21 protein-coding genes and 1 other annotated feature are annotated in these 22626 nt (G+C 45.3%); all 21 genes read left to right on the top strand.

Annotated elements, in window-relative coordinates:
• The first annotated feature begins 45 nt into the window (after positions 1–45).
• The 21 genes from gltX to fusA all read left to right on the top strand — a co-directional run bounded on the left by gltX (position 46) and on the right by fusA (position 22600).
• Entirely contained in the window at positions 46–1509 is a 1464-nt protein-coding gene (gltX, locus tag NST25_RS28235) for a glutamate--tRNA ligase (protein WP_036680487.1), read from the top strand.
• A gap of 553 nt (positions 1510–2062) precedes the next feature.
• Positions 2063–2755 carry a serine O-acetyltransferase gene (gene cysE, locus NST25_RS28230; RefSeq protein WP_036680489.1) on the top strand — a complete coding sequence of 231 codons (693 nt, stop codon included), beginning with the start codon at positions 2063–2065 and terminating at the stop codon, positions 2753–2755.
• A gap of 49 nt (positions 2756–2804) precedes the next feature.
• A complete protein-coding gene (gene cysS, locus NST25_RS28225) occupies positions 2805–4211 on the top strand; it encodes a cysteine--tRNA ligase (RefSeq protein WP_076099625.1) in 1407 nt (468 codons plus the stop codon).
• A complete protein-coding gene (locus tag NST25_RS28220; RefSeq protein WP_076186628.1) occupies positions 4208–4642 on the top strand; it encodes a ribonuclease III domain-containing protein in 435 nt (144 codons plus the stop codon). The genes cysS and NST25_RS28220 overlap by 4 nt, the downstream gene beginning before the upstream one ends.
• A 36-nt stretch (positions 4643–4678) precedes the next feature.
• Positions 4679–5443 carry a 23S rRNA (guanosine(2251)-2'-O)-methyltransferase RlmB gene (gene rlmB, locus NST25_RS28215; protein WP_076105935.1) on the top strand — a complete coding sequence of 255 codons (765 nt, stop codon included), beginning with the start codon at positions 4679–4681 and terminating at the stop codon, positions 5441–5443.
• A 2-nt stretch (positions 5444–5445) separates the two neighbouring features.
• Positions 5446–5967 (top strand): NYN domain-containing protein, encoded by a 522-nt coding sequence (locus NST25_RS28210; protein WP_036680494.1) that lies wholly within the window; start codon positions 5446–5448, stop codon positions 5965–5967.
• A 158-nt stretch (positions 5968–6125) separates the two neighbouring features.
• The gene (sigH, locus tag NST25_RS28205) at positions 6126–6770 is read left to right on the top strand and encodes an RNA polymerase sporulation sigma factor SigH (RefSeq protein WP_036680496.1); all 645 of its coding nucleotides are present in this window, start codon (positions 6126–6128) and stop codon (positions 6768–6770) included.
• Between the two features lie 391 nt (positions 6771–7161).
• Positions 7162–7311 carry a 50S ribosomal protein L33 gene (gene rpmG, locus NST25_RS28200; RefSeq protein WP_076099620.1) on the top strand — a complete coding sequence of 50 codons (150 nt, stop codon included), beginning with the start codon at positions 7162–7164 and terminating at the stop codon, positions 7309–7311.
• A gap of 20 nt (positions 7312–7331) precedes the next feature.
• Positions 7332–7523 carry a preprotein translocase subunit SecE gene (secE, locus tag NST25_RS28195; protein ID WP_036680497.1) on the top strand — a complete coding sequence of 64 codons (192 nt, stop codon included), beginning with the start codon at positions 7332–7334 and terminating at the stop codon, positions 7521–7523.
• A 21-nt stretch (positions 7524–7544) separates the two neighbouring features.
• On the top strand, positions 7545–8078 hold the full coding sequence (gene nusG, locus NST25_RS28190) for a transcription termination/antitermination protein NusG (RefSeq protein ID WP_036680499.1): 534 nt from the start codon (positions 7545–7547) through the stop codon (positions 8076–8078).
• A 74-nt stretch (positions 8079–8152) separates the two neighbouring features.
• On the top strand, positions 8153–8578 hold the full coding sequence (gene rplK / locus NST25_RS28185; RefSeq protein ID WP_036680502.1) for a 50S ribosomal protein L11: 426 nt from the start codon (positions 8153–8155) through the stop codon (positions 8576–8578).
• An 82-nt stretch (positions 8579–8660) separates the two neighbouring features.
• On the top strand, positions 8661–9353 hold the full coding sequence (rplA, locus tag NST25_RS28180) for a 50S ribosomal protein L1 (RefSeq protein ID WP_036680504.1): 693 nt from the start codon (positions 8661–8663) through the stop codon (positions 9351–9353).
• Between the two features lie 67 nt (positions 9354–9420).
• Positions 9421–9573: a sequence feature (ribosomal protein L10 leader region), on the top strand.
• A gap of 64 nt (positions 9574–9637) precedes the next feature.
• A complete protein-coding gene (gene rplJ / locus NST25_RS28175; RefSeq protein WP_076099619.1) occupies positions 9638–10141 on the top strand; it encodes a 50S ribosomal protein L10 in 504 nt (167 codons plus the stop codon).
• A gap of 65 nt (positions 10142–10206) precedes the next feature.
• Entirely contained in the window at positions 10207–10566 is a 360-nt protein-coding gene (rplL, locus tag NST25_RS28170) for a 50S ribosomal protein L7/L12 (RefSeq protein ID WP_036680508.1), read from the top strand.
• A gap of 111 nt (positions 10567–10677) precedes the next feature.
• Complete coding sequence (locus NST25_RS28165; protein WP_076186625.1) at positions 10678–11277, top strand: class I SAM-dependent methyltransferase; 600 nt, start codon at positions 10678–10680, stop codon at positions 11275–11277.
• Between the two features lie 422 nt (positions 11278–11699).
• Positions 11700–15245, top strand: a complete 3546-nt coding sequence (gene rpoB / locus NST25_RS28160) for a DNA-directed RNA polymerase subunit beta (RefSeq protein ID WP_038573461.1) — start codon at positions 11700–11702, stop codon at positions 15243–15245.
• 116 nt (positions 15246–15361) lie between these two features.
• A complete protein-coding gene (gene rpoC / locus NST25_RS28155; RefSeq protein WP_076130019.1) occupies positions 15362–18973 on the top strand; it encodes a DNA-directed RNA polymerase subunit beta' in 3612 nt (1203 codons plus the stop codon).
• 180 nt (positions 18974–19153) lie between these two features.
• Positions 19154–19405: a ribosomal L7Ae/L30e/S12e/Gadd45 family protein gene (locus NST25_RS28150; protein ID WP_340392939.1), complete on the top strand. Its 252-nt coding sequence runs from the start codon at positions 19154–19156 to the stop codon at positions 19403–19405.
• Between the two features lie 133 nt (positions 19406–19538).
• Positions 19539–19958, top strand: a complete 420-nt coding sequence (rpsL, locus tag NST25_RS28145; protein WP_036680518.1) for a 30S ribosomal protein S12 — start codon at positions 19539–19541, stop codon at positions 19956–19958.
• 45 nt (positions 19959–20003) lie between these two features.
• Complete coding sequence (rpsG, locus tag NST25_RS28140; protein WP_036680520.1) at positions 20004–20474, top strand: 30S ribosomal protein S7; 471 nt, start codon at positions 20004–20006, stop codon at positions 20472–20474.
• 47 nt (positions 20475–20521) lie between these two features.
• Positions 20522–22600, top strand: a complete 2079-nt coding sequence (gene fusA, locus NST25_RS28135; RefSeq protein WP_036680521.1) for an elongation factor G — start codon at positions 20522–20524, stop codon at positions 22598–22600.
• Positions 22601–22626 lie beyond the last annotated feature (26 nt).

Here is a 22626-nt window from a genome sequence, read left to right as displayed (position 1 = left end):
CTAAGTAGTAAATTAAGTTCAACCATATGAAGCGGAGGGAATACAATGACGGATGAAGTCCGGGTGCGTTACGCACCGAGCCCTACGGGACATTTACATATAGGTAACGCCAGAACGGCGCTGTTTAACTATCTGTTCGCCCGTAATAAAGGCGGTAAATTCATTATCAGAATTGAAGATACAGACGTAAAGCGCAATGTCGCTGGTGGTGAAGAGAGCCAGCTTAAGTATTTGAAATGGCTGGGTATGGATTGGGATGAGAGCGTTGATGTTGGCGGAGAGTACGGACCCTACCGTCAGACAGAACGTCTTGACTTATATCGTGTACATTGGCAGGATTTGCTGGACAGAGGTTTGGCTTACCGCTGCTATTGCACAGAGGAAGAGCTGGAAGCGGAACGTGAAGAACAGACTGCCCGCGGAGAAACGCCTCGTTATTCTGGCAAACACCGTGATCTGACTGAAGAGCAACGTTTAGCTTTTGAAGCTGAGGGACGAGTGGCTAGCATTCGCTTCCGTGTGCCAGAAGATCGTACGTATGCGTTTGATGATCTCGTAAAAGGCAGTATTTCTTTTGACACAAAAGAAATGGGTGACTTTGTTATTGTGAAGAAGGACGGAATTCCGACCTATAACTTCGCGGTAGCTGTTGACGATCATCTGATGGCTATTACTCACGTATTGCGTGGAGAAGACCATATTTCCAACACACCCCGCCAGCTTATGATCTATGAAGCGCTTGGCTGGGAGCCACCTTTATTTGGTCACATGACGCTTATTGTTGGCGACAACCACAAGAAGCTCAGCAAACGGGATGAATCCGTTATTCAGTTTATCGAGCAATATGATGAATTGGGTTACTTACCTGAGGCTCTGGTTAACTTCATTTCTCTGCTTGGCTGGTCTCCAGAGGGAGAAGAAGAGATCTTCAGTAAAGAAGAACTTATTTCTATTTTTGATGCGGACCGTTTGTCCAAAAGCCCGGCTGTATTCGATAAAAACAAGCTGGCGCATCTGAATAATCATTATATTAAGCATGCTGATCCTAAACGGATCTCTGCGCTAGCTATTCCACATCTGCAAAAAGCGGGTAAAATACCTGCTGAGCTGAACGAAGAGCAACAAGCATGGGCGGAAAGCCTTGTCGCGTTGTATCAAGAGCAGATGACTGCAGCTTCTGACATCGTGGCGCTATCGGAACTGTTCTTCCGCAGTCACCTAGAGTTAGAGACGGAAGCAGCGCAGGTTCTGGCTGAAAGCCAAGTTCCTGAGGTATTGTCTGCTTTTCTGGCTAAGGTTGAAGCCTGTCAGGATTTCAGTGCAAGCAACATGGCTGTTCTGATTAAGGAAGTACAGAAAGAAACAGGTCATAAGGGCAAAGCACTCTTTATGCCAATTCGTGTGGCTCTGACCGGACAAACGCACGGACGTGATCTTAATATAACCATTGCTTTGCTCGGCAAAAACCGGGTCATCGAACGTTTGAAATCACAAATTAAGGGCGCTTAAGGTCGTATTTCATACGACTAAACCCCCTTGTCAGTATCTTGTCTTTTGCGCTAAGATAGAATTATATGATAATAGCTGTGATCAGGAGAAGTACGTCCATTGAAGACAATTGCCAGAGAGAATAACCGAGAAAGGGACACCCTTTCGGGCTGGGAGTTATTCATTTGTCCGGGGCAGAACATGCGCCTGTGAGCTGCACGGTTGAATGACCTTTTTAAGGCTCATTAGATCGCGCCGGGAACGTCGCCGTTAATGATGCCAAGTGGAACGAAGAAATTCTGCCGTTTGTTACAATAGCGGCTCATTTGATTCGTTCAAGCAGAGTGGAACCGCGGTTAAACGTCTCTGCAGCATTATGCTGCAGGGGCGTTTTTTGTCTAAATATAAGCAAAAATAATTTTCATACAATACTCTTTGTCTTATATTTCTACGAGATAACAAACCAAGCGAACACTCACCGCATATGTATGATAAGGATGATGGGCCTGGAGACAATACCTTTCTTATGTACCTGTAAACAGGAGATAAGGAAGTTAAGAAGAGAGGAACCGTGATGTTTAAGCATATTAAGTCGGACATTCGGGCGGTATTTGATAACGATCCTGCTGCCCGCAGCTGGTTCGAGGTTGTCTTCACATATGCCGGCTTGCACGCCATTTGGGGTCACCGGATCGCCCACTCTTTTTTCAAACGCCGCTGGTATACAATGGCTCGTATGGTTTCGCAGTTTAGCAGATTTATGACTGGTGTTGAGATCCATCCTGGAGCTGTCATCGGAAATAGGCTGTTTATCGACCATGGTATGGGGATTGTTATTGGAGAAACCTGCGAAATCGGTGATGATGTTATAATCTATCAAGGGGTTACGCTTGGAGGAACAGGAAAAGAAAAAGGTAAGCGACATCCCACGGTCGGCAACAATGTAGTTATTGGTTCCGGTGCGAAGGTTTTAGGATCTTTTCGTATTGGTGACAATTCAAATATAGGTTCGAATGCAGTTGTGTTGCGTGAAGTGCCTAACAACAGTACAGTAGTAGGGAATCCAGGTCGTGTGGTAAAACGTAATGGAGAACGGGTATCCGATCGGCTCGATCATACGAAGATGCCTGACCCGCTTGTCGATTCATTGCGGTTTTTGCAGAAAGAAATCGAAGAAATTAGGGAAAAGCTTGGCGCAGAAGATAAACAAAAAACCGCACAGCGGATAGCAGAAGCTCAGCAGTATATTGGTGACTACGAAATTTAAGCATCCCGGTATGAAGGAATCCGGAAGAACAGAAAGGGCTGGAATAAGGATGGCTTTACAAATATATAACACAATGACACGCAGCAAGGAGCAGTTTGTGCCCCAGGAGCCGGGCAAAGTTAAGATGTATGTGTGTGGTCCAACCGTTTATGGATATATGCATATCGGAAATGCTAGACCTATAATTGTTTTTGATATGGTCCGGAATTACTTGGAGCAGTTAGGTAATGAGGTGCGTTATGTTACGAATTTCACGGATGTTGATGATAAACTGATTCGCAAAGCCGAAGAAATGAACACTACTGTAGCAGAGGTAGCGGAAACTTTCATTGCTGCTTACCGTGAGGATCTGGAAGGGCTTGGTGTTAAACCGGCAACCTTGAATCCCCGTGTAACGGAAAGCATGGAGCTGATCATTGGATTTATTAAAGAGCTTGAGGAAAAAGGATACGCATACGAAAGCGGCGGCGATGTATATTACCGCACTTCAAAATTTGAAGACTACGGTAAATTATCTCGTCAGAATCTGGATGAGCTGCAGTTTGGTATCCGTGTTGAGGTAGACTCACGTAAGGAAAAACCGGAGGATTTTGTGCTTTGGAAAGCAGCCAAACCTGGTGAAGTGCACTGGAGTAGCCCTTGGGGAGACGGACGTCCCGGCTGGCATATTGAATGCTCGGCTATGGCGCGAGAGTTCTTGGGAGATACGATTGATATCCATGGTGGTGGACAAGATTTGCAGTTCCCGCATCATGAATGTGAATGCGCTCAGACCGAAGCTCTGACTGGTAAACCACTCTCTAATTACTGGATGCATAATGGATTCATCAACATCGGAGACGAGAAAATGTCGAAATCGCTCGGTAATGGCTGGCTTGTAAAAGACATCCGTGAGCGTTTTAAAGCAGGAGCTATCCGCTATTTCATGCTATCGACCCATTACCGTAACCCGCTGAATTTCTCAGAGGAATCTATGACTTCCGCCGAAAAGAGCGTTGAACGGATCACGCTTGCAGAGAGTAACGTTAAACATCGGCTTGAACTCGCTGCTGATGGTGCTCAAGGTGAGGTCAACTCAGAGATTAATGATAAGCTGTCGGCTATAGTGGCCAATTTCCATGCTAGAATGCAGGATGACTTTAATACGCCTGATGCGATCACGGCTATGTTCGATTGGGTGAGCCTGGCAAACCATACGCTTGCGAATAACGAGGCTGCTCCTGCTGATTTTGCTGCATTACTGCAAGCTTTTGGCGAAATGAATGCTGTGCTGCGTTTGACGCCTGAACTGGAAGAGGAAATTGCAAGTGAAGAAGTTGAACGGTTGATCGCCGAGCGGGTTGAAGCTCGTAAGAATAAGAATTGGAGCCGGTCTGACGAGATCCGTGATGAATTAGGCCGCTTGGGCATATTGCTTGAGGATACTCCACAAGGAATGCGGTGGCGTCGTAAATGAGTGAGGAACGCAAGTTTAATAACGGATGGTTTCCTTATGAGCCTTCCAAACCTGCGCGACTACTTTCGCCTATTGTTCTAGCTTATGTAGGAGATGCTATCTATGAGGTGGCTGTTCGCCAGTATTTAGTATCTCTTCCTAATTTGCGTCCGAACCATTTGCATCGTTCTGCTACAGGGCTGGTATCCGCTAAAGCACAGTGTGCAATTCTGAACTTTTTGGAGCCTAGTCTCACGGAAGAAGAGAAGGATGTCGCCCGTCAGGGAAGAAATGCGAAATCGGGAAGTGTTCCTAAGAATGCGGATGTGCTTGAATACCGTCATGCTACAGCTTTTGAGTGCTTGATTGGTCACTTGTACTACACAGGACAACAGGAGAGAATAGAAGAAATTGTGCACAAGGGTATACAGTTTATGTTGAAACAGCCGTGATAGGCTTTGGCGAAATAGAAAATAGGAGAAGTGAACATGGAAGAAGAATTGAAGACTGAAGAGGAAATATTGGCAGGGAAGCATTCTGTGCTTGAAGCGCTTCGTGCTGGTCGTACATTAAATAAAATTTGGATTGCAGAGACAGCCCAGAAGCATCTGACAGCACCCATCGTTGCCGAAGCCCGGAAAGCGGGAATTGTCATTCAGCATGTGGACAAGCGTAAGCTGGATCAATTGGCACCAGGCGTGCAGCATCAAGGGGTGGTTGCACAAGCAGCACCATTTGCCTATGTTGAAGTGGATGATCTGTTAGCTATAGCAGAAGCCAAAGGAGAACCGGCATTCCTTATTTTGCTTGATGAAATTGAAGATCCTCATAACCTGGGCTCGATTCTGCGGACGGCGGATTGTACTGGAGTACATGGGGTAATCGTACCTAAACGCCGTTCGGCTCAGATAACTGCGACCGTGTCCAAAACATCCGCGGGTGCTGTGGAGTATGTTCCGGTTGCCCGGGTTACAAACCTGGGTCAGACCATTGACCGTCTAAAAGAGCAGGGAGTCTGGGTAGTAGGAACAGACGTGGATACCGATCAGAATCTATACCAATCCGATATTTTCACGGGTCCGGTAGCTGTTGTAATTGGCAATGAGAATAAAGGAATGGGACGCCTGATTCGTGAAAAATGTGATGTACTTCTTAAGCTGCCGATGGCCGGAAAGATCAATTCATTAAATGCCTCTGTCGCCGCAGGAGTCATTATGTATGAAGTGATACGCCGCCGGCAACAGCAGGGATAGCTATGGCCGACTGGCGCGATGTGCTGCTTGTGGATGGATATAACATGATCGGTGGCTGGCCGGAACTTGTGGCACTGTCCCAGATTGGTATGCAGGAAGCACGCGACCGCTTGATGGATTTGCTGGCAGATTACCAGGCTTTCTCTGGACGAAGAGTTATTGCTGTTTTTGATGCATACCGTGTTCCGGGGTTGGGAAGGTCTTTTGTCCAGGGTAAGGTCCAGGTATACTTCACCAAGGAAAAAGAAACCGCAGATGAATGCATTGAGCGACTGGTTGGGGAATATAGCAATCGGCGCCGGCAGATCTATGTGGCTACGAGTGATTTTATAGAGCAGCATATTATTTTTGCACAAGGTGCATTGCGAATTTCGGCAAGGGAATTGCATCTGGAAATTGAAGAGAATCAGAAACAAGTAAAAAAAGCTATTGAACCTGGCGGTGTCAGTTCTACTCGTCATTCTTTGGAAGACAAACTGCCTCCCGATGTGCGCAGTAAGTTGGAAAAATGGCGCAGACAGTGAGATCGAGGAAGAATCAGGAAATATTTTATTCCAATTTATGCTATTCTAGATTGATTTTGGACAAACTTCGGTTGACGGTGGAAGGTAACATAATATATACTGATCCTATATTTCGCGAAGTAACGATGTGTCTTGCGTTGCAGCCGGGGGGATTCTTGGTGAGTGTCGACCTCAAGGAAATAATGCTGTCTGAGTATGATTTCATAAGTGATGAAGATATTGTCGAGGCTTTCCGTGGTGGCGACAGTGGCGCATTAGAACACTTGATTAATAAATACCGTAACTTTGTACGTGCTAAAGCCCGCTCTTATTTCTTGATCGGGGCAGACCGTGAAGATATTGTACAAGAAGGAATGATTGGTCTATACAAGGCTATTCGTGACTTTAAAGGTGACAAGCTCTCTTCATTCAAGGCTTTTGCTGAGCTCTGCATTACACGACAGATTATAACGGCTATTAAGACGGCCACTCGTCAGAAACATATTCCGCTGAACTCTTATGTTTCCTTGGACAAGCCCATTTATGACGAAGATTCTGATAGAACACTTATGGATGTCATTTGTGGAACACAGGTTCTAGATCCAGAAGAGCTAATTATTAATCAAGAAGAATTCATTGGTCTTGAAGATAAGATGGCGGAGATTCTAAGTGACTTGGAGCGCAAGGTTCTGATGTTGTATTTAGACGGAAGATCCTATCAAGAGATTGCTGAAGATCTTAAGCGGCATGTAAAGTCTATTGATAACGCTCTACAACGAGTAAAAAGGAAATTAGAAAGATATCTAGAAGTACGTGACAATTGATGATATAATGAACAAGAGAGGGCTCGGACATCGAGTTCTTTTTTTTAGTCTTTTTGAAATCACTCGGATAGAATTAGGTGCTTGCACCATAAATTACTATTTGAGCCGATTTTAGTCGTTGCCGTTGAAGGTAGGTTTATACACAGACGGAATACCCCATAATGGTAAGGAAGACAGCGAAGTGTGAGGAAGAGATAGACCCAAAGACAGGGTACGGCCATATGACTACTAAACCCGGAATTACCCAGTGCAGAACGGAATTCTTTCGTTGACACAGACCTTGACATTATGCTAAAGTGTTTTAGGTAGGCCTAAATTCGCGGCTTTTTTTTAGGATCAATATTTGCGTCTTCTAATGTGAATTAGAAGGACGTCTCGGGAGGTGCACATCATGCGGGTAATTATCACTTTGGCTTGTACAAGTTGCAAACAAAGAAACTATGCGACTACCAAAAACAAGCGAAATCACCCCGACCGCATGGAGATGAAGAAATTTTGCAAGTATTGTAACTCGCAAACTCCTCATCGCGAAACCAGATAGTCTGTGGAGGTGTAGTCGGCATGAAACGTAGTTTCAAGTCTATGTTTTCCTTTTTCACTGAGAGCTGGAGTGAACTCAAAAAGGTTCGCTGGCCAAGTCGTAAAGAATTGACCAACTATACATTGATCGTTCTCGGTACGATTGTAGTTGTCGCTATTTACTTCTGGGTTCTGGACATCGGTATTTCCGCTGTGATTGAAGCGATTATTTAGAGAGGTCCCAGGTGGCTTGATATGGAAAAAAGATGGTATGTCGTTCATACCTATTCTGGGTATGAGAATAAGGTCAAAGCCAATTTGGAAAAGCGCGTTGAGTCCATGGGCATGGAAGACAAAATATTCCGCGTTCTTGTTCCTATGGAAGAAGAAATCGTAAACAAAGACGGTAAGAAAAAAACCGTTATGCGTAAAGTTTACCCCGGATATGTTTTGGTGGAAATGGTTCAGACTGATGATTCCTGGTATGTTGTCCGCAATACTCCGGGCGTTACTGGATTTGTTGGTTCGACAGGCTCAGGGTCTAAACCAACAGCTTTGCTTCCGGAAGAGGTAGAACAAATTCTGAAGCATATGGGCATGGTTGAACCTAAAGCGAAGATTGATTTCGAAATCAAGGAATCCGTACGTATTATGGTTGGTCCGTTTGCGAATTTTGTGGGCTCCGTGGAAGAAATTTTGGCTGACAAGAGCAAGATCAAAGTGCATGTTAACATGTTTGGACGGGAAACCCCGCTAGAGTTGGATTTCACTCAAGTGGAGAAAATATAACATAAGCTAGGGTTTCTTGTGGGAGAGCGCTATTGGCGTTCGAAGACCACTATTTTTGCAAGGAGGTGTCACTCATGGCTAAAAAAGTTATTAAAATGGTGAAACTGCAGATTCCTGCAGGGAAAGCGAATCCAGCGCCTCCAGTAGGTCCGGCGTTAGGTCAAGCAGGTGTCAACATCATGGCATTCTGTAAGGAATTTAATGCTCGTACTGCCGACCAGGCTGGCTTGATCATTCCGGTTGAAATTACAGTATTTGAAGACCGTTCCTTTACTTTCATCACTAAAACTCCTCCGGCTGCTGTTCTGCTTCGCATCGCTGCTAAAGTAGAAAAAGGATCCGGCGAACCAAACAAGAAAAAAGTAGCAAAAATCGGCCGCGCTGCGGTACGTGAAATTGCTGAAACAAAAATGCCTGACCTTAACGCTGCAACTGTTGAAGCTGCAATGCGTATGGTTGAAGGTACTGCCCGCAGTATGGGTATCACAATCGAAGACTAGTAGTTTTCGAAGAATCGGTCATTCGTGACCCGCAAGTATGTGGGAGGAATTTCCGCTAACACCACAAAGGAGGAACATTTTCATGGCTAAACATGGTAAGAAATACCAAGAAGCTGCTAAGCTGATCAACAGCGAAGCAACTTACGAGCCTTCAGAAGCTGTAGAGCTTGTGAAAAAGGCAGCGACTGCTAAGTTCGACGAAACCGTTGAAGCAGCAGTTCGTCTGGGTGTAGACCCGCGTAAACAAGACCAAGCAGTTCGTGGTGTTGTTGTCCTGCCTCACGGCACTGGTAAAACACAACGCGTGCTTGTATTTGCAAAAGGTGAAAAAGCGAAAGAGGCTGAAGCTGCTGGCGCTGATTTTGTTGGTGATCAAGACATGATCAACAAAATTCAACAAGGCTGGTTTGAATTTGATGTCTGCGTAGCTACACCTGATATGATGAGTGAAGTCGGTAAACTGGGTCGTCTGCTTGGTGGTAAAGGTCTTATGCCTAACCCTAAAGCTGGCACAGTTACATTCGATGTTTCCAAGGCTGTGCAAGAAATCAAAGCCGGTAAAATCGAATACCGTCTCGACAAAGCAGGTCAAATTCACGCGCCAATCGGCAAAGTGTCCTTTGATGCTGCACAATTGAACGATAACCTTAAAGCTCTTATCGACGCTTTGAACCGTGCGAAACCAGCTGCTGCTAAAGGTGTATACCTTAAAGGCATCTCGATTTCTTCCACAATGGGACCTAGCGCTCGTGTGAACACAACCGTCTTCAGATAATTAAGGGTTGACTCTTTGAGTCAATTTTGATAATCTATAACAGTTGTGAAACTTAAGGTATCAATCTTAACCTTGAATATGCTTACCGTAGACAGTAGGTGCCTTAGTGCTTAATTTCCTACCGAGGTGTTGTGATAGAAACAAGAAGTAACGAGCTCGCTCGTATAACTTTCGTTTTATCAAGCCTTCGTGATTCTGCGGAGGCTTTTCTACTGCCTGCGTAGGAGCGGTGAAGCTTTCCTTGGAAAGAACGCCGACACATAAATTTTCAGGAGGTGTATACATTGGCAAATGCAAAAGTAATTCAAGCAAAACAAGACGCGGTTGACGTCGTTACTGCAAAACTGCAAAACAGTCTTTCGACTGTTGTAGCTGACTACCGTGGATTGAACGTTTCCCAAGTGACTGAACTGCGTAAGCAACTTCGTGAAGCTGGCGTTGAGTTTCAAGTCCTGAAGAACACATTGCTGCGTCGCGCAACTGCTGCGGCTGAGTTGAGTGAATTGGATGAAGTTTTGACTGGTCCAACAGCTATCGCATTCAGCACAACTGATGCAGTAGCACCAGCTAAAATTTTGAACGATTTCGCCAAGAAAAACGACGCTTTGAAATTGAAAGGCGGCGTAGTTGAAGGTCGTGTCATTGACGCGGAACAACTGAAAGCACTGGCTGAGCTTCCATCCCGCGATGGTTTGCTGTCCATGCTGCTTAGCGTACTTCAAGCTCCAATGCGCAACTTCGCGCTTGCAGTTAAAGCTGTTGCTGAAAAAGAAGAACAAAGCGCGTAAGCCTTTGACTCTTGCAGCATAATCAATACCACAAATAAATTTAAATATAAAATGGAGGTTCAATCATGAGTAAAGAAGCAATCTTGGAAGCAATTAAAGGCATGAGCGTATTGGAACTGAACGACCTGGTTAAAGCAATTGAAGAAGAATTCGGCGTAACTGCAGCAGCTCCAGTAGCAGCTGGCGGTGCAGTAGCAGCAGTAGCTGAAGAGCAATCCGAATTTGACGTAATTTTGACAGGCGCTGGCGCTTCCAAAATCAACGTTATCAAAATCGTTCGCGAAATCACTGGTCTTGGCTTGAAAGAAGCTAAAGATCTTGTAGACAACGCACCAAAAGCAATCAAAGAAAAAGTAAGCAAAGACGAAGCCGAAGCTACTAAAGCAAAATTGGAAGAAGCAGGCGCAGCTGTAGAAGTGAAGTAATTCCTTCTATTACTGAAAACCCCTTGAACTTGTTCAAGGGGTTTGTTTTATAAATAGAGTTAGTAGGGCGTATATACCAACTGCTAACATAATAGGAAAGGGAGGAAAGAGATGTCGCAACATTATTATTCGCAGCAGCCGGAAGTACGTCATGACAGGCGTAGCATTGATACCGTACTAAGAGGCAAAAGCTTTCGTTTTACGAGCGATGCCGGTGTATTCTCTAAAGGGGACATCGATTACGGTAGCCGAGTTCTTATTGAAGCTATGATAATTCCGGACGGTTCAGCGGTGCTTGATGTAGGTTGTGGTTATGGGCCGATTGGATTAAGTGCAGCATACCTAGCTCCCAAAGGACATGTAACCATGATTGATATTAACAGTCGTGCGGTAGAACTGGCGCGTGAGAATGCTCAGCACAATGGAATCCGGAATGTTACGATAATGGAAAGCGATGTGCTCGGCGCATTGAATGAGCAGCAGAAGTTCGATGTGATTCTAACTAATCCTCCGATTCGTGCAGGAAAAGCTGTAGTGCATAAGATTTTTGAAGATGCGTATGAACATTTAAATGAGGGTGGCTATCTGTGGATTGTAATTCAGAAGAAGCAGGGCGCTCCATCCGCAGTGGCAAAACTAGAAAGCTTGTTCTCAATGGTGGAAGAAGTGGGGAAAGACAAAGGCTATCGTATTATTAAAGCACAAAAATAAAATACAATAGGTTATTGACATGTGATAGTGATAATGGTATTATTATAAAATGTCAGTATTAAGATAGGCTCCATGTCTTTAGTTTGCTGAAATGTCAAGCAATATATTGTCGCCCGGCTAGCGCATGCCGCACGGCAAGTTTTTGCGAGTTGGTTGTCTATGCTCTAACGCAGCGAATGCTACGTGGTAATAGATAATAGCGCATAAACTATTGCTTGGTGACGTATAATATGTACGTTTTGGGCAAATCTACTTGATAAGGAGTATTTTGGTCATGGATAAATGCGCTCTTTTTTCGAAGATTTCGATAAGGGCTTTTCTTTTATTTATGACTGAATCCTTGTAGCATGGTTCCATTATACGGTTCCAAACAAGGGTTCGCAATCAATTTTTAAGTGAGTAGACATGAGGGGTGAGTAAAGTTGGCAGGACATCTTGTTCAGTATGGTCGACGCACTCGGCGGAGCTATGCGAGAATTAACGAGGTACTCGAGGTCCCGAACCTGATCGAGATCCAACAAAAATCGTATGATTGGTTTTTGGAGGAAGGATTGCGGGAAATGTTTCAGGACATCTCGCCGATCCAGGATTTCACAGGTAATTTGGTACTAGAGTTCATTGATTACAGCCTGGGTGAACCGAAATATACGGTTGACGACGCTAAAGAGCGGGACGTAACGTATGCGGCTCCTCTGCGTGTAAAGGTGCGGCTCATTAATAAAGAGACCGGTGAGGTTAAAGAGCAGGAAGTGTTCATGGGAGATTTCCCGCTGATGACGGAGACCGGCACTTTTATTATTAATGGTGCGGAACGGGTTATTGTCAGCCAGTTGGTTCGCTCTCCAAGCGTCTATTTCAGCACAAAAGTGGATAAGAACGGCAAAAAAACCTACACCGCCACAGTAATCCCGAACCGCGGAGCCTGGTTGGAACTTGAAACCGATGCTAAGGACATTATGTATGTTCGTATCGATCGGACTCGTAAAATTCCTGTTACCGTACTTTTGCGTGCTCTCGGTTTCGGTAGTGATGCCGAAATTCTGGAATTGCTTGGCAATGATGAATATATTCGCAATACGCTGGATAAAGACAACACGGACTCCACGGAGAAGGCGCTTATTGAAATTTATGAGCGTTTGCGTCCGGGCGAACCGCCGACACTAGACAATGCCAAAAGTTTGCTGGTTGCGCGTTTCTTTGATCCAAAACGCTACGACCTAGCTAATGTAGGCCGTTACAAAATTAATAAAAAGCTACACATTAAGAACCGTCTTTTCAATCAACGTCTTGCTCAGCCTTTGGTTGACGACTCTACTGGAGAAATCCTGGCAGAATCCGGCCAAATGGTCGATCGTAGACTGCTTGATGAATTGATTCCATATTTCGAAAAGAATGTTGCCTTTAAAAACTACCGTGTTACTGGTGGAGTTATGGACAGCGAAGATATTCCTCTTCAAACAATTGACGTATTCTCGCCAATTGAAGAAGGCCGGGTTATTAAGCTGATCGCTAACGGCAATATCGACAAATCTGTTAAGCATATTACTCAAGCTGATATTATATCCTCAATCAGCTACTTTATTAATTTGCTTCACGGAATTGGCAATACCGATGATATTGACCACTTGGGTAACCGTCGTCTGCGTTCTGTAGGTGAACTCTTGCAGAATCAGTTCCGTATCGGTTTGTCCCGGATGGAACGTGTTGTACGTGAAAGAATGTCGATTCAGGATGCTAATGCGATTACGCCTCAGGCTCTGATCAATATTCGTCCGGTCATCGCGTCTATTAAAGAGTTCTTCGGTAGCTCCCAGCTATCTCAATTTATGGATCAGACGAACCCGCTTGCGGAACTTACGCATAAACGTCGTCTGTCCGCCCTCGGACCTGGTGGTTTGACACGTGAACGCGCGGGCTTTGAAGTTCGTGACGTCCATCACAGTCACTACGGTCGGATGTGTCCAATTGAAACGCCGGAAGGTCCAAACATCGGGTTGATCAACTCCTTGTCTACCTTTGCCCGCATCAATGAATACGGCTTTATTGAAGCTCCGTATCGTTGGGTGGATCCGAAGACTGGCAAGGTGACTGAGCAAATTGACTATCTGACTGCTGATGAGGAAGATAATTATGTAGTTGCTCAGGCTAACGTGTTGATCGAAGAAGATGGCACCTTTAAAGAAGACATGGTAATCGTTCGTTACAACAAAGACTCAGACAACATTACAACGATGCCAAGTAATCGTGTCGATTACATGGACGTTTCGCCTAAACAGGTTGTATCTGTCGCTACGGCGCTCATTCCGTTCCTTGAGAACGATGACTCCAACCGCGCACTGATGGGATCTAACATGCAACGTCAAGCTGTTCCGCTTCTAATTCCAAAAGCTCCGCTGGTCGGAACAGGGATGGAACATAAATCCGCTAAGGATTCTGGCGTATGTATCGTTTCCAAGTATGACGGTATTATCGAACGTTCTTCAGCTAATGAAATTTGGCTGCGTCGCGTTGAGACTGTCGAAGGCAAGGAAGTTAAAGGCGATATCGTTAAATATAAATTACACAAATTTATGCGTTCTAACCAAGGTACCTGTATTAACCAACGTCCTCTAGCTAAAAGAGGGGACATTGTTAAGAAGGGTGATATCCTGGCAGACGGTCCTTCCACAGAAATGGGCGAACTTGCTCTTGGCCGTAACGTAGTCGTTGCGTTCATGACTTGGGAAGGTTACAACTACGAGGATGCGATCCTGTTAAGTGAAAAGCTGGTTAAGGAAGATGTATATACTTCGATTCATATCGAAGAATACGAATCTGAAGCTCGCGACACTAAATTGGGACCTGAAGAAATTACGCGCGATATTCCGAACGTCGGCGAAGAAGCTTTGCGCAATCTTGATGAGCGCGGAATCATCCGCATCGGTGCGGAAATCAGCGCTGGTGACATTCTGGTGGGTAAGGTTACTCCTAAGGGTGTAACTGAACTGACAGCAGAAGAACGTCTCCTGCACGCTATCTTTGGTGAGAAAGCTCGTGAAGTACGGGATACCTCTTTACGCGTTCCTCATGGTAGTGATGGTATTATCGTGGACGTTAAAGTCTTTACACGTGAGAACGGCGATGAGCTGCCTCCTGGTGTAAATCAATTGGTTCGTGTCTACATCGCTCAGAAACGTAAGATCTCTGAGGGAGACAAGATGGCCGGACGTCACGGTAACAAGGGTGTCGTTGCCCGTATCCTGCCAGAAGAAGATATGCCGTTCCTTCCGGACGGTACGCCAGTACAGGTTGTTCTTAACCCTCTGGGCGTTCCTTCTCGTATGAACATCGGACAGGTGCTTGAGGTCCATATTGGTATGGCCGCATTGCGTCTGGGAATTCACATTGCAACGCCGGTATTTGACGGAGCGCGTGAGTACGACGTGTTTGATACGATGGAAGAAGCAGGTATGCAGCGTAATGGTAAAACTGTACTGTATGATGGCCGTACAGGTGAACGCTTCGAACGTGAAGTTACTGTTGGTGTCATGCACATGATCAAACTGGCGCACATGGTTGATGATAAGATTCACGCCCGTTCAACAGGACCTTACTCGCTAGTTACGCAACAACCATTGGGTGGTAAAGCTCAATTTGGTGGACAGCGTTTCGGGGAGATGGAAGTGTGGGCGCTTGAAGCTTACGGTGCTGCATATACATTGCAAGAAATTTTGACCGTGAAATCCGATGACGTGGTTGGTCGCGTGAAGACGTACGAATCCATTGTCAAAGGTGAAAATGTACCGGAACCAGGTGTTCCTGAGTCGTTCAAGGTATTGATCAAAGAACTGCAGTCCCTGGGTATGGATGTTAAGATTCTTAGCGGTGACGAGCAGGAAATTGAAATGAGAGAATTGGACGATGAGGACGAGACGTCAGGTGACAAACTAAGCCTCAATTTAGAAGGTTCAGAAGTCGGAGTAGAATAATCAAGCTGGAGCTTAAAAGTTCCATTTTATAAAGGACCGCACGCCCTCTTTTGATGTAACAGTCAGAAGAGGGCAAAGCGGTACTAAATCAGGATTAGGTTAAGGAGGGTTGCTCCTTGTTGGACGTTAACAATTTTGAATTTATGAAAATCGGACTCGCTTCTCCGGAGAAGATTCGTTCATGGTCCCGCGGAGAAGTTAAGAAACCGGAAACCATTAACTATCGTACATTGAAACCGGAAAAAGAGGGTCTTTTCTGTGAGCGTATCTTTGGACCCCAAAAAGACTGGGAATGTCATTGCGGTAAATACAAACGTGTCCGTTATAAGGGCGTAGTCTGCGACCGTTGTGGTGTTGAGGTTACCCGTGCTAAAGTTCGTCGTGAACGTATGGGTCACATTGAATTGGCCGCTCCGGTATCTCATATCTGGTATTTCAAAGGTATCCCAAGCCGCATGGGGCTTGCACTAGATATGTCTCCAAGATCACTTGAAGAAATTATCTATTTCGCATCTTATGTTGTAACGGATCCAGGTGAAACTCCACTGGAAAAGAAACAACTTCTGTCCGAGAAAGAATATCGTAGCTACCGTGAAAAATACGGTTACGGTTTCCAAGCCGGCATGGGTGCTGAAGCTGTTAAAAAGCTTCTTCAAGATATCGACATCGATAAAGAGCTGGAATTCCTCAAAGAAGAACTGCGTACGGCCCAAGGCCAACGCCGTAACCGGGCGATCAAACGTCTGGAAGTCATTGAAGCATTCCGTAACTCCGGCAACAAGCCTGATTGGATGATCATGGATGTTCTTCCGGTTATTCCTCCGGAGCTTCGTCCGATGGTTCAGTTGGATGGTGGCCGTTTTGCTACGTCTGATTTGAATGATCTCTATCGCCGTGTTATTAACCGGAACAACCGTCTGAAAAGACTGCTTGATCTCGGTGCTCCTGACATTATCGTGCAGAACGAAAAACGGATGCTCCAGGAAGCTGTCGATGCTCTCATCGATAACGGCCGTCGGGGACGTCCGGTAACCGGTCCTGGTAACCGTCCGCTTAAATCGCTCAGTCATATGCTGAAAGGTAAACAAGGACGTTTCCGCCAGAACTTGCTCGGTAAACGGGTTGACTACTCTGGACGTTCCGTTATCGTTGTAGGACCGTACCTCAAGATGTATCAGTGCGGACTTCCTAAGAAAATGGCGTTAGAATTGTTCAAGCCTTTTGTTATGAAAGAATTGGTCAATAAGGGCCTTGCCCACAACATAAAGAGCGCGAAACGTAAAGTTGAACGTGTAAGTCCTGAAGTTTGGGATGTACTCGAAGAAGTAATTAGAGAACACCCAGTACTTCTAAACCGCGCACCAACACTTCACCGTCTCGGTATTCAAGCATTTGAACCGATTTTGGTGGAAGGTCACGCTATTCGTCTTCACCCACTCGTATGTACGGCGTACAATGCCGACTTTGACGGTGACCAAATGGCGGTGCACGTTCCTCTGTCTGCAGAAGCTCAAGCGGAAGCACGCATTCTCATGCTTGCATCTGGTAATATCTTGAACCCTAAAGACGGTAAGCCAGTTGTAACACCTTCCCAGGATATGGTCCTTGGTACTTTCTACTTGACCATGGATAACAAGGAAGAAAAGGGTAGTGGTATGATTCTGCGTACCGTTAACGAAGCTGTATCAGCTTATCAACGCGGAACTGCAGGGCTTCATGCTCGTGTTGCTATTCCGGCTAAAGCACTTGGCAAAACATGCTTTACGGAAGAACAACAAAATGCAATGTTGATTACTACGGTTGGTAAGATCATTTTTAATGAAATCTACCCAAGTAGTTTCCCTTATATCAACGAAGCAACCAAAACTAACTTGCTGCACGGCACACCAGAGAAATACTTTATCTACGAAAAAGGCGCGAACATTCGCGAGCTGATTGAATCCGCTCCAGAAGCCAGTGCTGTAGGTAAAGAATATCTGGGTCTGATTATTGCTCGTTGTTTTGAAACTTATCACACAACCAAAACTTCTATGATTTTGGATAAAATTAAACAACTCGGATTCACTTACTCCACACGTTCTGGTGTTACAGTTGCCGTGTCGGACGTTATTGTCCCTGAGGAGAAAGTTACCATCCTGAAAGAATCTGAAGCTAAGGTTGATGTGGTTGCTAACCAATATCGCCGTGGTTTGATCACCAATGACGAACGGTATGACCGTGTTATTGAGATCTGGTCGAAGACTAAGGATGATCTTACGAACATCCTGCTTAAGTCGATGGACCGTTTCAACTCTATCATGCTCATGGTTGACTCTAAAGCGCGTGGTAACAAATCGCAGATCACTCAGCTGGGTGGTATGCGTGGTCTGATGGCAACACCTTCAGGTCGGATTTTCGAATTGCCAATCAAGGCGAACTTCCGTGAAGGTCTTACCGTCTTGGAGTACTTTATCTCCACTCACGGAGCGCGTAAAGGTCTTGCTGATACCGCACTTCGTACCGCTGACTCAGGGTATCTGACTCGTCGTCTTGTTGACGTTGCCCAGGACGTTATTGTCCGTGAAGAAGATTGTGGAACCGATAAAGGCTTCACAGTTAGTCGTATTCAGGATGGTAAAGAAGTTATCGAAGATCTGTATGACCGTATTGAAGGTCGTTACTGCTTCGAAACTGTTCGTCACCCAGAAACAGGCGAAATCATTGTTCACCGCAATGATTTGATTGACTCCGATAAAGCGGAGGCAATTGTAAACGCAGGTGTAACTAAGCTGCAAATTCGTTCTGTACTGAGCTGCCGTGCCCGTCATGGTGTTTGTAAGAAATGTTACGGACGTAACTTGGCAACTGGTAAACACGTTGAGATTGGTGAAGCAGTTGGTATTATTGCCGCACAATCTATCGGTGAACCAGGAACCCAGCTTACAATGCGTACGTTCCATACCGGCGGTGTTGCCGGTGATGACATCACTCAAGGTTTGCCGCGTATTCAGGAGTTGTTTGAAGCTCGTAACCCTAAAGGTCAAGCTACAATCAGTGAGATCGATGGCGTAATCAAGGAAATCCGTGAAACCAAAGACCGTCGCGAAATCGAGGTTCAAGGTGAAGCGGAATCCAAGACTTATTCCATTACTTATGGTTCACGTCTACGTGTTAGCGAAGGCCAAGAAATCGAAGCCGGCGATGAGCTGACAGACGGTTCGATTGACCCTAAAGAAATGCTGCGTATCAAAGGGATCCGTGGGGTACAAAACTACATTCTGCAAGAAGTACAGCGTGTATACCGTAACCAAGGCGTTGAGATCAATGATAAGCACATTGAAGTTATGATCAAGCAAATGCTTCGGAAGATCCGTATCATTGACGCAGGTGACACAAGTCTGTTGCCAGGTGCATTTGCGGATATTCATGAGTACGAAGGTGCTAACAAGGAAGCTATCTTGTCTGGTAAAGAGCCTGCTGTTGCTAAACCAGTCTTGCTCGGTATTACCAAGGCGTCTCTTGAAACGGATTCCTTCTTGTCAGCTGCATCATTCCAAGAAACTACTCGTGTCCTAACAGACGCCGCTATCAAAGGTAAAGTAGATAAGTTGCTTGGACTTAAAGAAAATGTTATTATCGGTAAGTTGATTCCTGCAGGTACTGGGATGAACCGTTACCGTAACGTTAAGCTAAGTGATCCAAATGCAGAAAGCGAACTTGAATCTTTAGAGACGGTTCCTGCTGAATAAATTAGCAATCATGGTAGTGTGCTCATGTCATACCTACTCATAGGTGTGGCATGAGTGTTCTGCTGTGTATAATTTCTATAAAAATTGTTGCTGAATTTCTTGACACCATCTATTGATAATGCTAAAATGTCTAAGGTGCGTGAGTAGCCATGTTATCCTTGTTCATTGGAGGTAAAGAGAATGTCTGATGATAGAGGACTACAGGATGCTCAGGTCAAGATCGGTACCAAACAAACCGTCAAGGCGGTAGAGTTGGGCCTAGCCGCAGAAGTCTATGTGGCAGAGGACGGAGATCAAAGGCTTACTTCCAGGATAGTTTTGCTTTGTAACAAACAAGGTGTTAAGATCACATATGTGGATACGATGCTGAATTTGGGCAAGGCCTGCGGAATAGAAGTTGGCGCTGCGATGGCAGCCGTCTTAAAACAATAGCTACAGAAATGTTTTTGTACTGGGGTGAACACCAGCGGCAAGAACTTTTCATTTGTCTTTTTATGAACCGCCTGGGTCTGTGGGCTTAGAGTTCTTAAATCGACTATCATTTCAGGAAGGGGGTGGCAACAACATGCCAACAATTAACCAATTGGTTCGTAAAGGCCGTCAAGCCAAAATCGAAAAATCTAAATCTCCCGCTCTTCAAAAAGGGTATAACGCCCTCAAGCGTGAGGCTACAAATTTGAGCGCTCCGCAAAAACGCGGTGTGTGCACTCGTGTAGGCACAATGACTCCACGTAAACCAAACTCAGCGCTTCGTAAATATGCCCGTGTTCGTTTGACGAACCGTCTCGAGGTAACAGCTTATATCCCGGGTATCGGACATAACTTACAAGAGCACAGTGTTGTATTACTTCGCGGAGGTAAAGTAAAGGACCTTGCAGGGGTTCGTTACCATATCGTTCGTGGTGCTTTGGATACAGCAGGTGTAGCTAACCGGATGCAAGCTCGTTCTAAATACGGTGCAAAACGTCCTAAAGCTAAGAAGTAAGATAACAATATCTGAATAATAAACATTTAAGAAAGGGGGATATCCATGCCACGCAAAGGTCCAGTTACAAAGAGAGACGTATTGCCAGATCCGTTGTATAATAGCAAGTTGGTTACTCGTTTGATTAACCGCATTATGCTGGGTGGTAAAAGAGGTGTCGCTCAAAGCATTCTGTACAATTCATTCAAATTGATTGAAGAACGTACGGGTAAAGATCCGATGGAAGTTTTCGAAGCTGCCATCAAGAATATCATGCCGGTTTTGGAAGTCAAAGCTCGTCGTGTCGGTGGTGCTAACTATCAAGTACCTATCGAGGTTAAACCAGAGAGACGTACTGCTCTGGGATTACGTTGGCTCGTAAACTACTCTCGCAACCGCGGTGAGAAGACTATGGAAGAGCGCTTGGCGGCTGAGATCATCGACGCTTCCAACAACACAGGCGCTTCTGTTAAGAAACGTGAAGATACACACAAAATGGCTGAAGCAAACAAAGCGTTCGCTCACTACCGTTGGTAGGATAAAGGTCATTCAAATAACTTATATTTTGAAGGGAGATCCATTTCATGGCTAGAGAGTTCTCCTTAAAAAATACACGTAACATCGGGATCATGGCGCATATTGATGCTGGTAAAACAACTACCACAGAGCGGATTCTTTTCTATACAGGCCGTACGCACAAAATCGGTGAAGTTCACGAGGGTGCTGCTACAATGGACTGGATGGAGCAAGAACAAGAGCGCGGAATCACGATTACGTCCGCTGCTACGACTGCTGCGTGGAAAGGTCACCGCATCAATATCATTGATACCCCAGGACACGTTGACTTCACTGTTGAAGTTGAACGTTCCCTGCGTGTATTGGATGGGGCAGTTGGTGTATTTAGTGCAAAAGAGGGCGTTGAGCCTCAGTCTGAAACCGTATGGAGACAGGCTGACCGTTATAACGTTCCCCGGATTGCATATGTAAACAAAATGGACATTATCGGTGCGGATTTCCTTAACGTAATCGAAACTATGCGTGATCGCCTTCAAGCCAATGCAGTTGCTATTCAATTGCCAATTGGTGCAGAAAGTGATTTCACTGGTATTATCGACTTAGTTGAGCAAAAAGCACACATGTTCAGAGATGATCTGGGCCAAAACATCGAAGTAACGGATATTCCGGAAGAATATTTGGCCAAAGTTGAGGAGCTGCGTCTCGAGTTGATCGAGAAAGTTGCTGAACTTGATGAGGATCTGACTATGAAGTATTTGGAAGGCGAAGAAATTACAATTCCGGAAATTAAAGCTGCAATTCGCAAAGGCGTAGTTGAAGTTAAATTGTTCCCTGTAATTGCTGGATCTTCCTACCGAAACAAAGGGATTCAGCTTATGCTGGATGCTGTTGTTGATTACTTGCCATCTCCTCTTGACGTTCCAGCTATCACTGGACATCTTGATGACGGTACAGAAGCTGTTCGTCACTCTTCGGATGAAGAGCCGTTTGCAGCTTTGGCATTTAAAATCATGACAGACCCTTATGTTGGTAAACTTACGTTCTTCCGTGTTTACTCAGGCGTACTTGAGTCCGGATCATACGTAGTTAATGCAACTAAGAACAAGCGTGAACGTATTGGTCGTATCCTTCAAATGCATGCGAACAGCCGTCAAGAAATTTCCATCGTGTATTCTGGCGACATCGCAGCTGCTGTTGGTTTGAAAGATACCAGTACAGGTGATACACTGTGTGATGAGAAGAATCCAGTAATTCTGGAATCAATGAACTTCCCTGATCCAGTTATCGAGATCGCTGTTGAACCAAAAACTAAAGCTGACCAAGATAAAATGGGCGTTGCTCTCGGAAAGTTGACTGAAGAGGATCCAACTCTTCGTGCTCACACTGATGAAGAAACAGGCCAAACAATCCTGGCTGGTATGGGTGAACTTCACTTGGACATCATCATCGACCGTATGCGTCGTGAGTTCAAAGTAGAAACTAATGTGGGTAAACCACAGGTAGCTTACCGCGAAACGTTCAAGGCACCTGCTCGCGTCGAAGGTAAATTTGTACGCCAATCTGGTGGTCGTGGTCAATACGGTCACGTATGGGTTGAATTTGAACCCCTCGAACCAGGTACTGGTAGCAAATTCGAAAGTAAAGTTGTTGGTGGCTCGGTTCCTAGAGAGTACATCGCTCCTGCACTTGCGGGTATTGAAGAACAAATGAAAAACGGCGTACTTGCTGGCTTCCCGCTAGTAGACGTTAAAGCTACCATCGTAGATGGTTCTTATCATGATGTCGATTCCAACGAAATGGCATTTAAAATTGCCGGTTCGATGGCACTCAAAGCAGCTAAAGACAAGTGTAAGCCTGTCCTGCTTGAGCCAATCATGAAAGTAGAAGTAACTGTTCCTGAGGAATATATGGGTGATGTAATGGGTATGCTGAACTCCCGCCGTGGCCGTATCGAAGGTATGGATTCCCGTGGTGGAGCGCAAATTATCCGTGCTAAGGTGCCTCTTTCCGAAATGTTCGGATACTCTACAACACTTCGTTCTGGTACACAAGGACGTGGCGTATTCTCAATGGAGCTTTCTCACTATGAAGAAGTTCCTAAATCCATTGCGGAAGAGATCGCTGCAAAGAACAAAGGCGCTGAATAATTACCAGTTTTAACTTGCCGTCCCGG

The sequence above is a fragment of the Paenibacillus sp. FSL E2-0190 genome, assembly GCF_037992965.1.
In the GTDB taxonomy this organism is placed as follows: domain Bacteria; phylum Bacillota; class Bacilli; order Paenibacillales; family Paenibacillaceae; genus Paenibacillus_AQ; species Paenibacillus_AQ odorifer.
The sequence above is the reverse complement of the archived record's forward strand: the minus strand, read 5'-3'. Positions and strand labels throughout refer to the sequence as shown.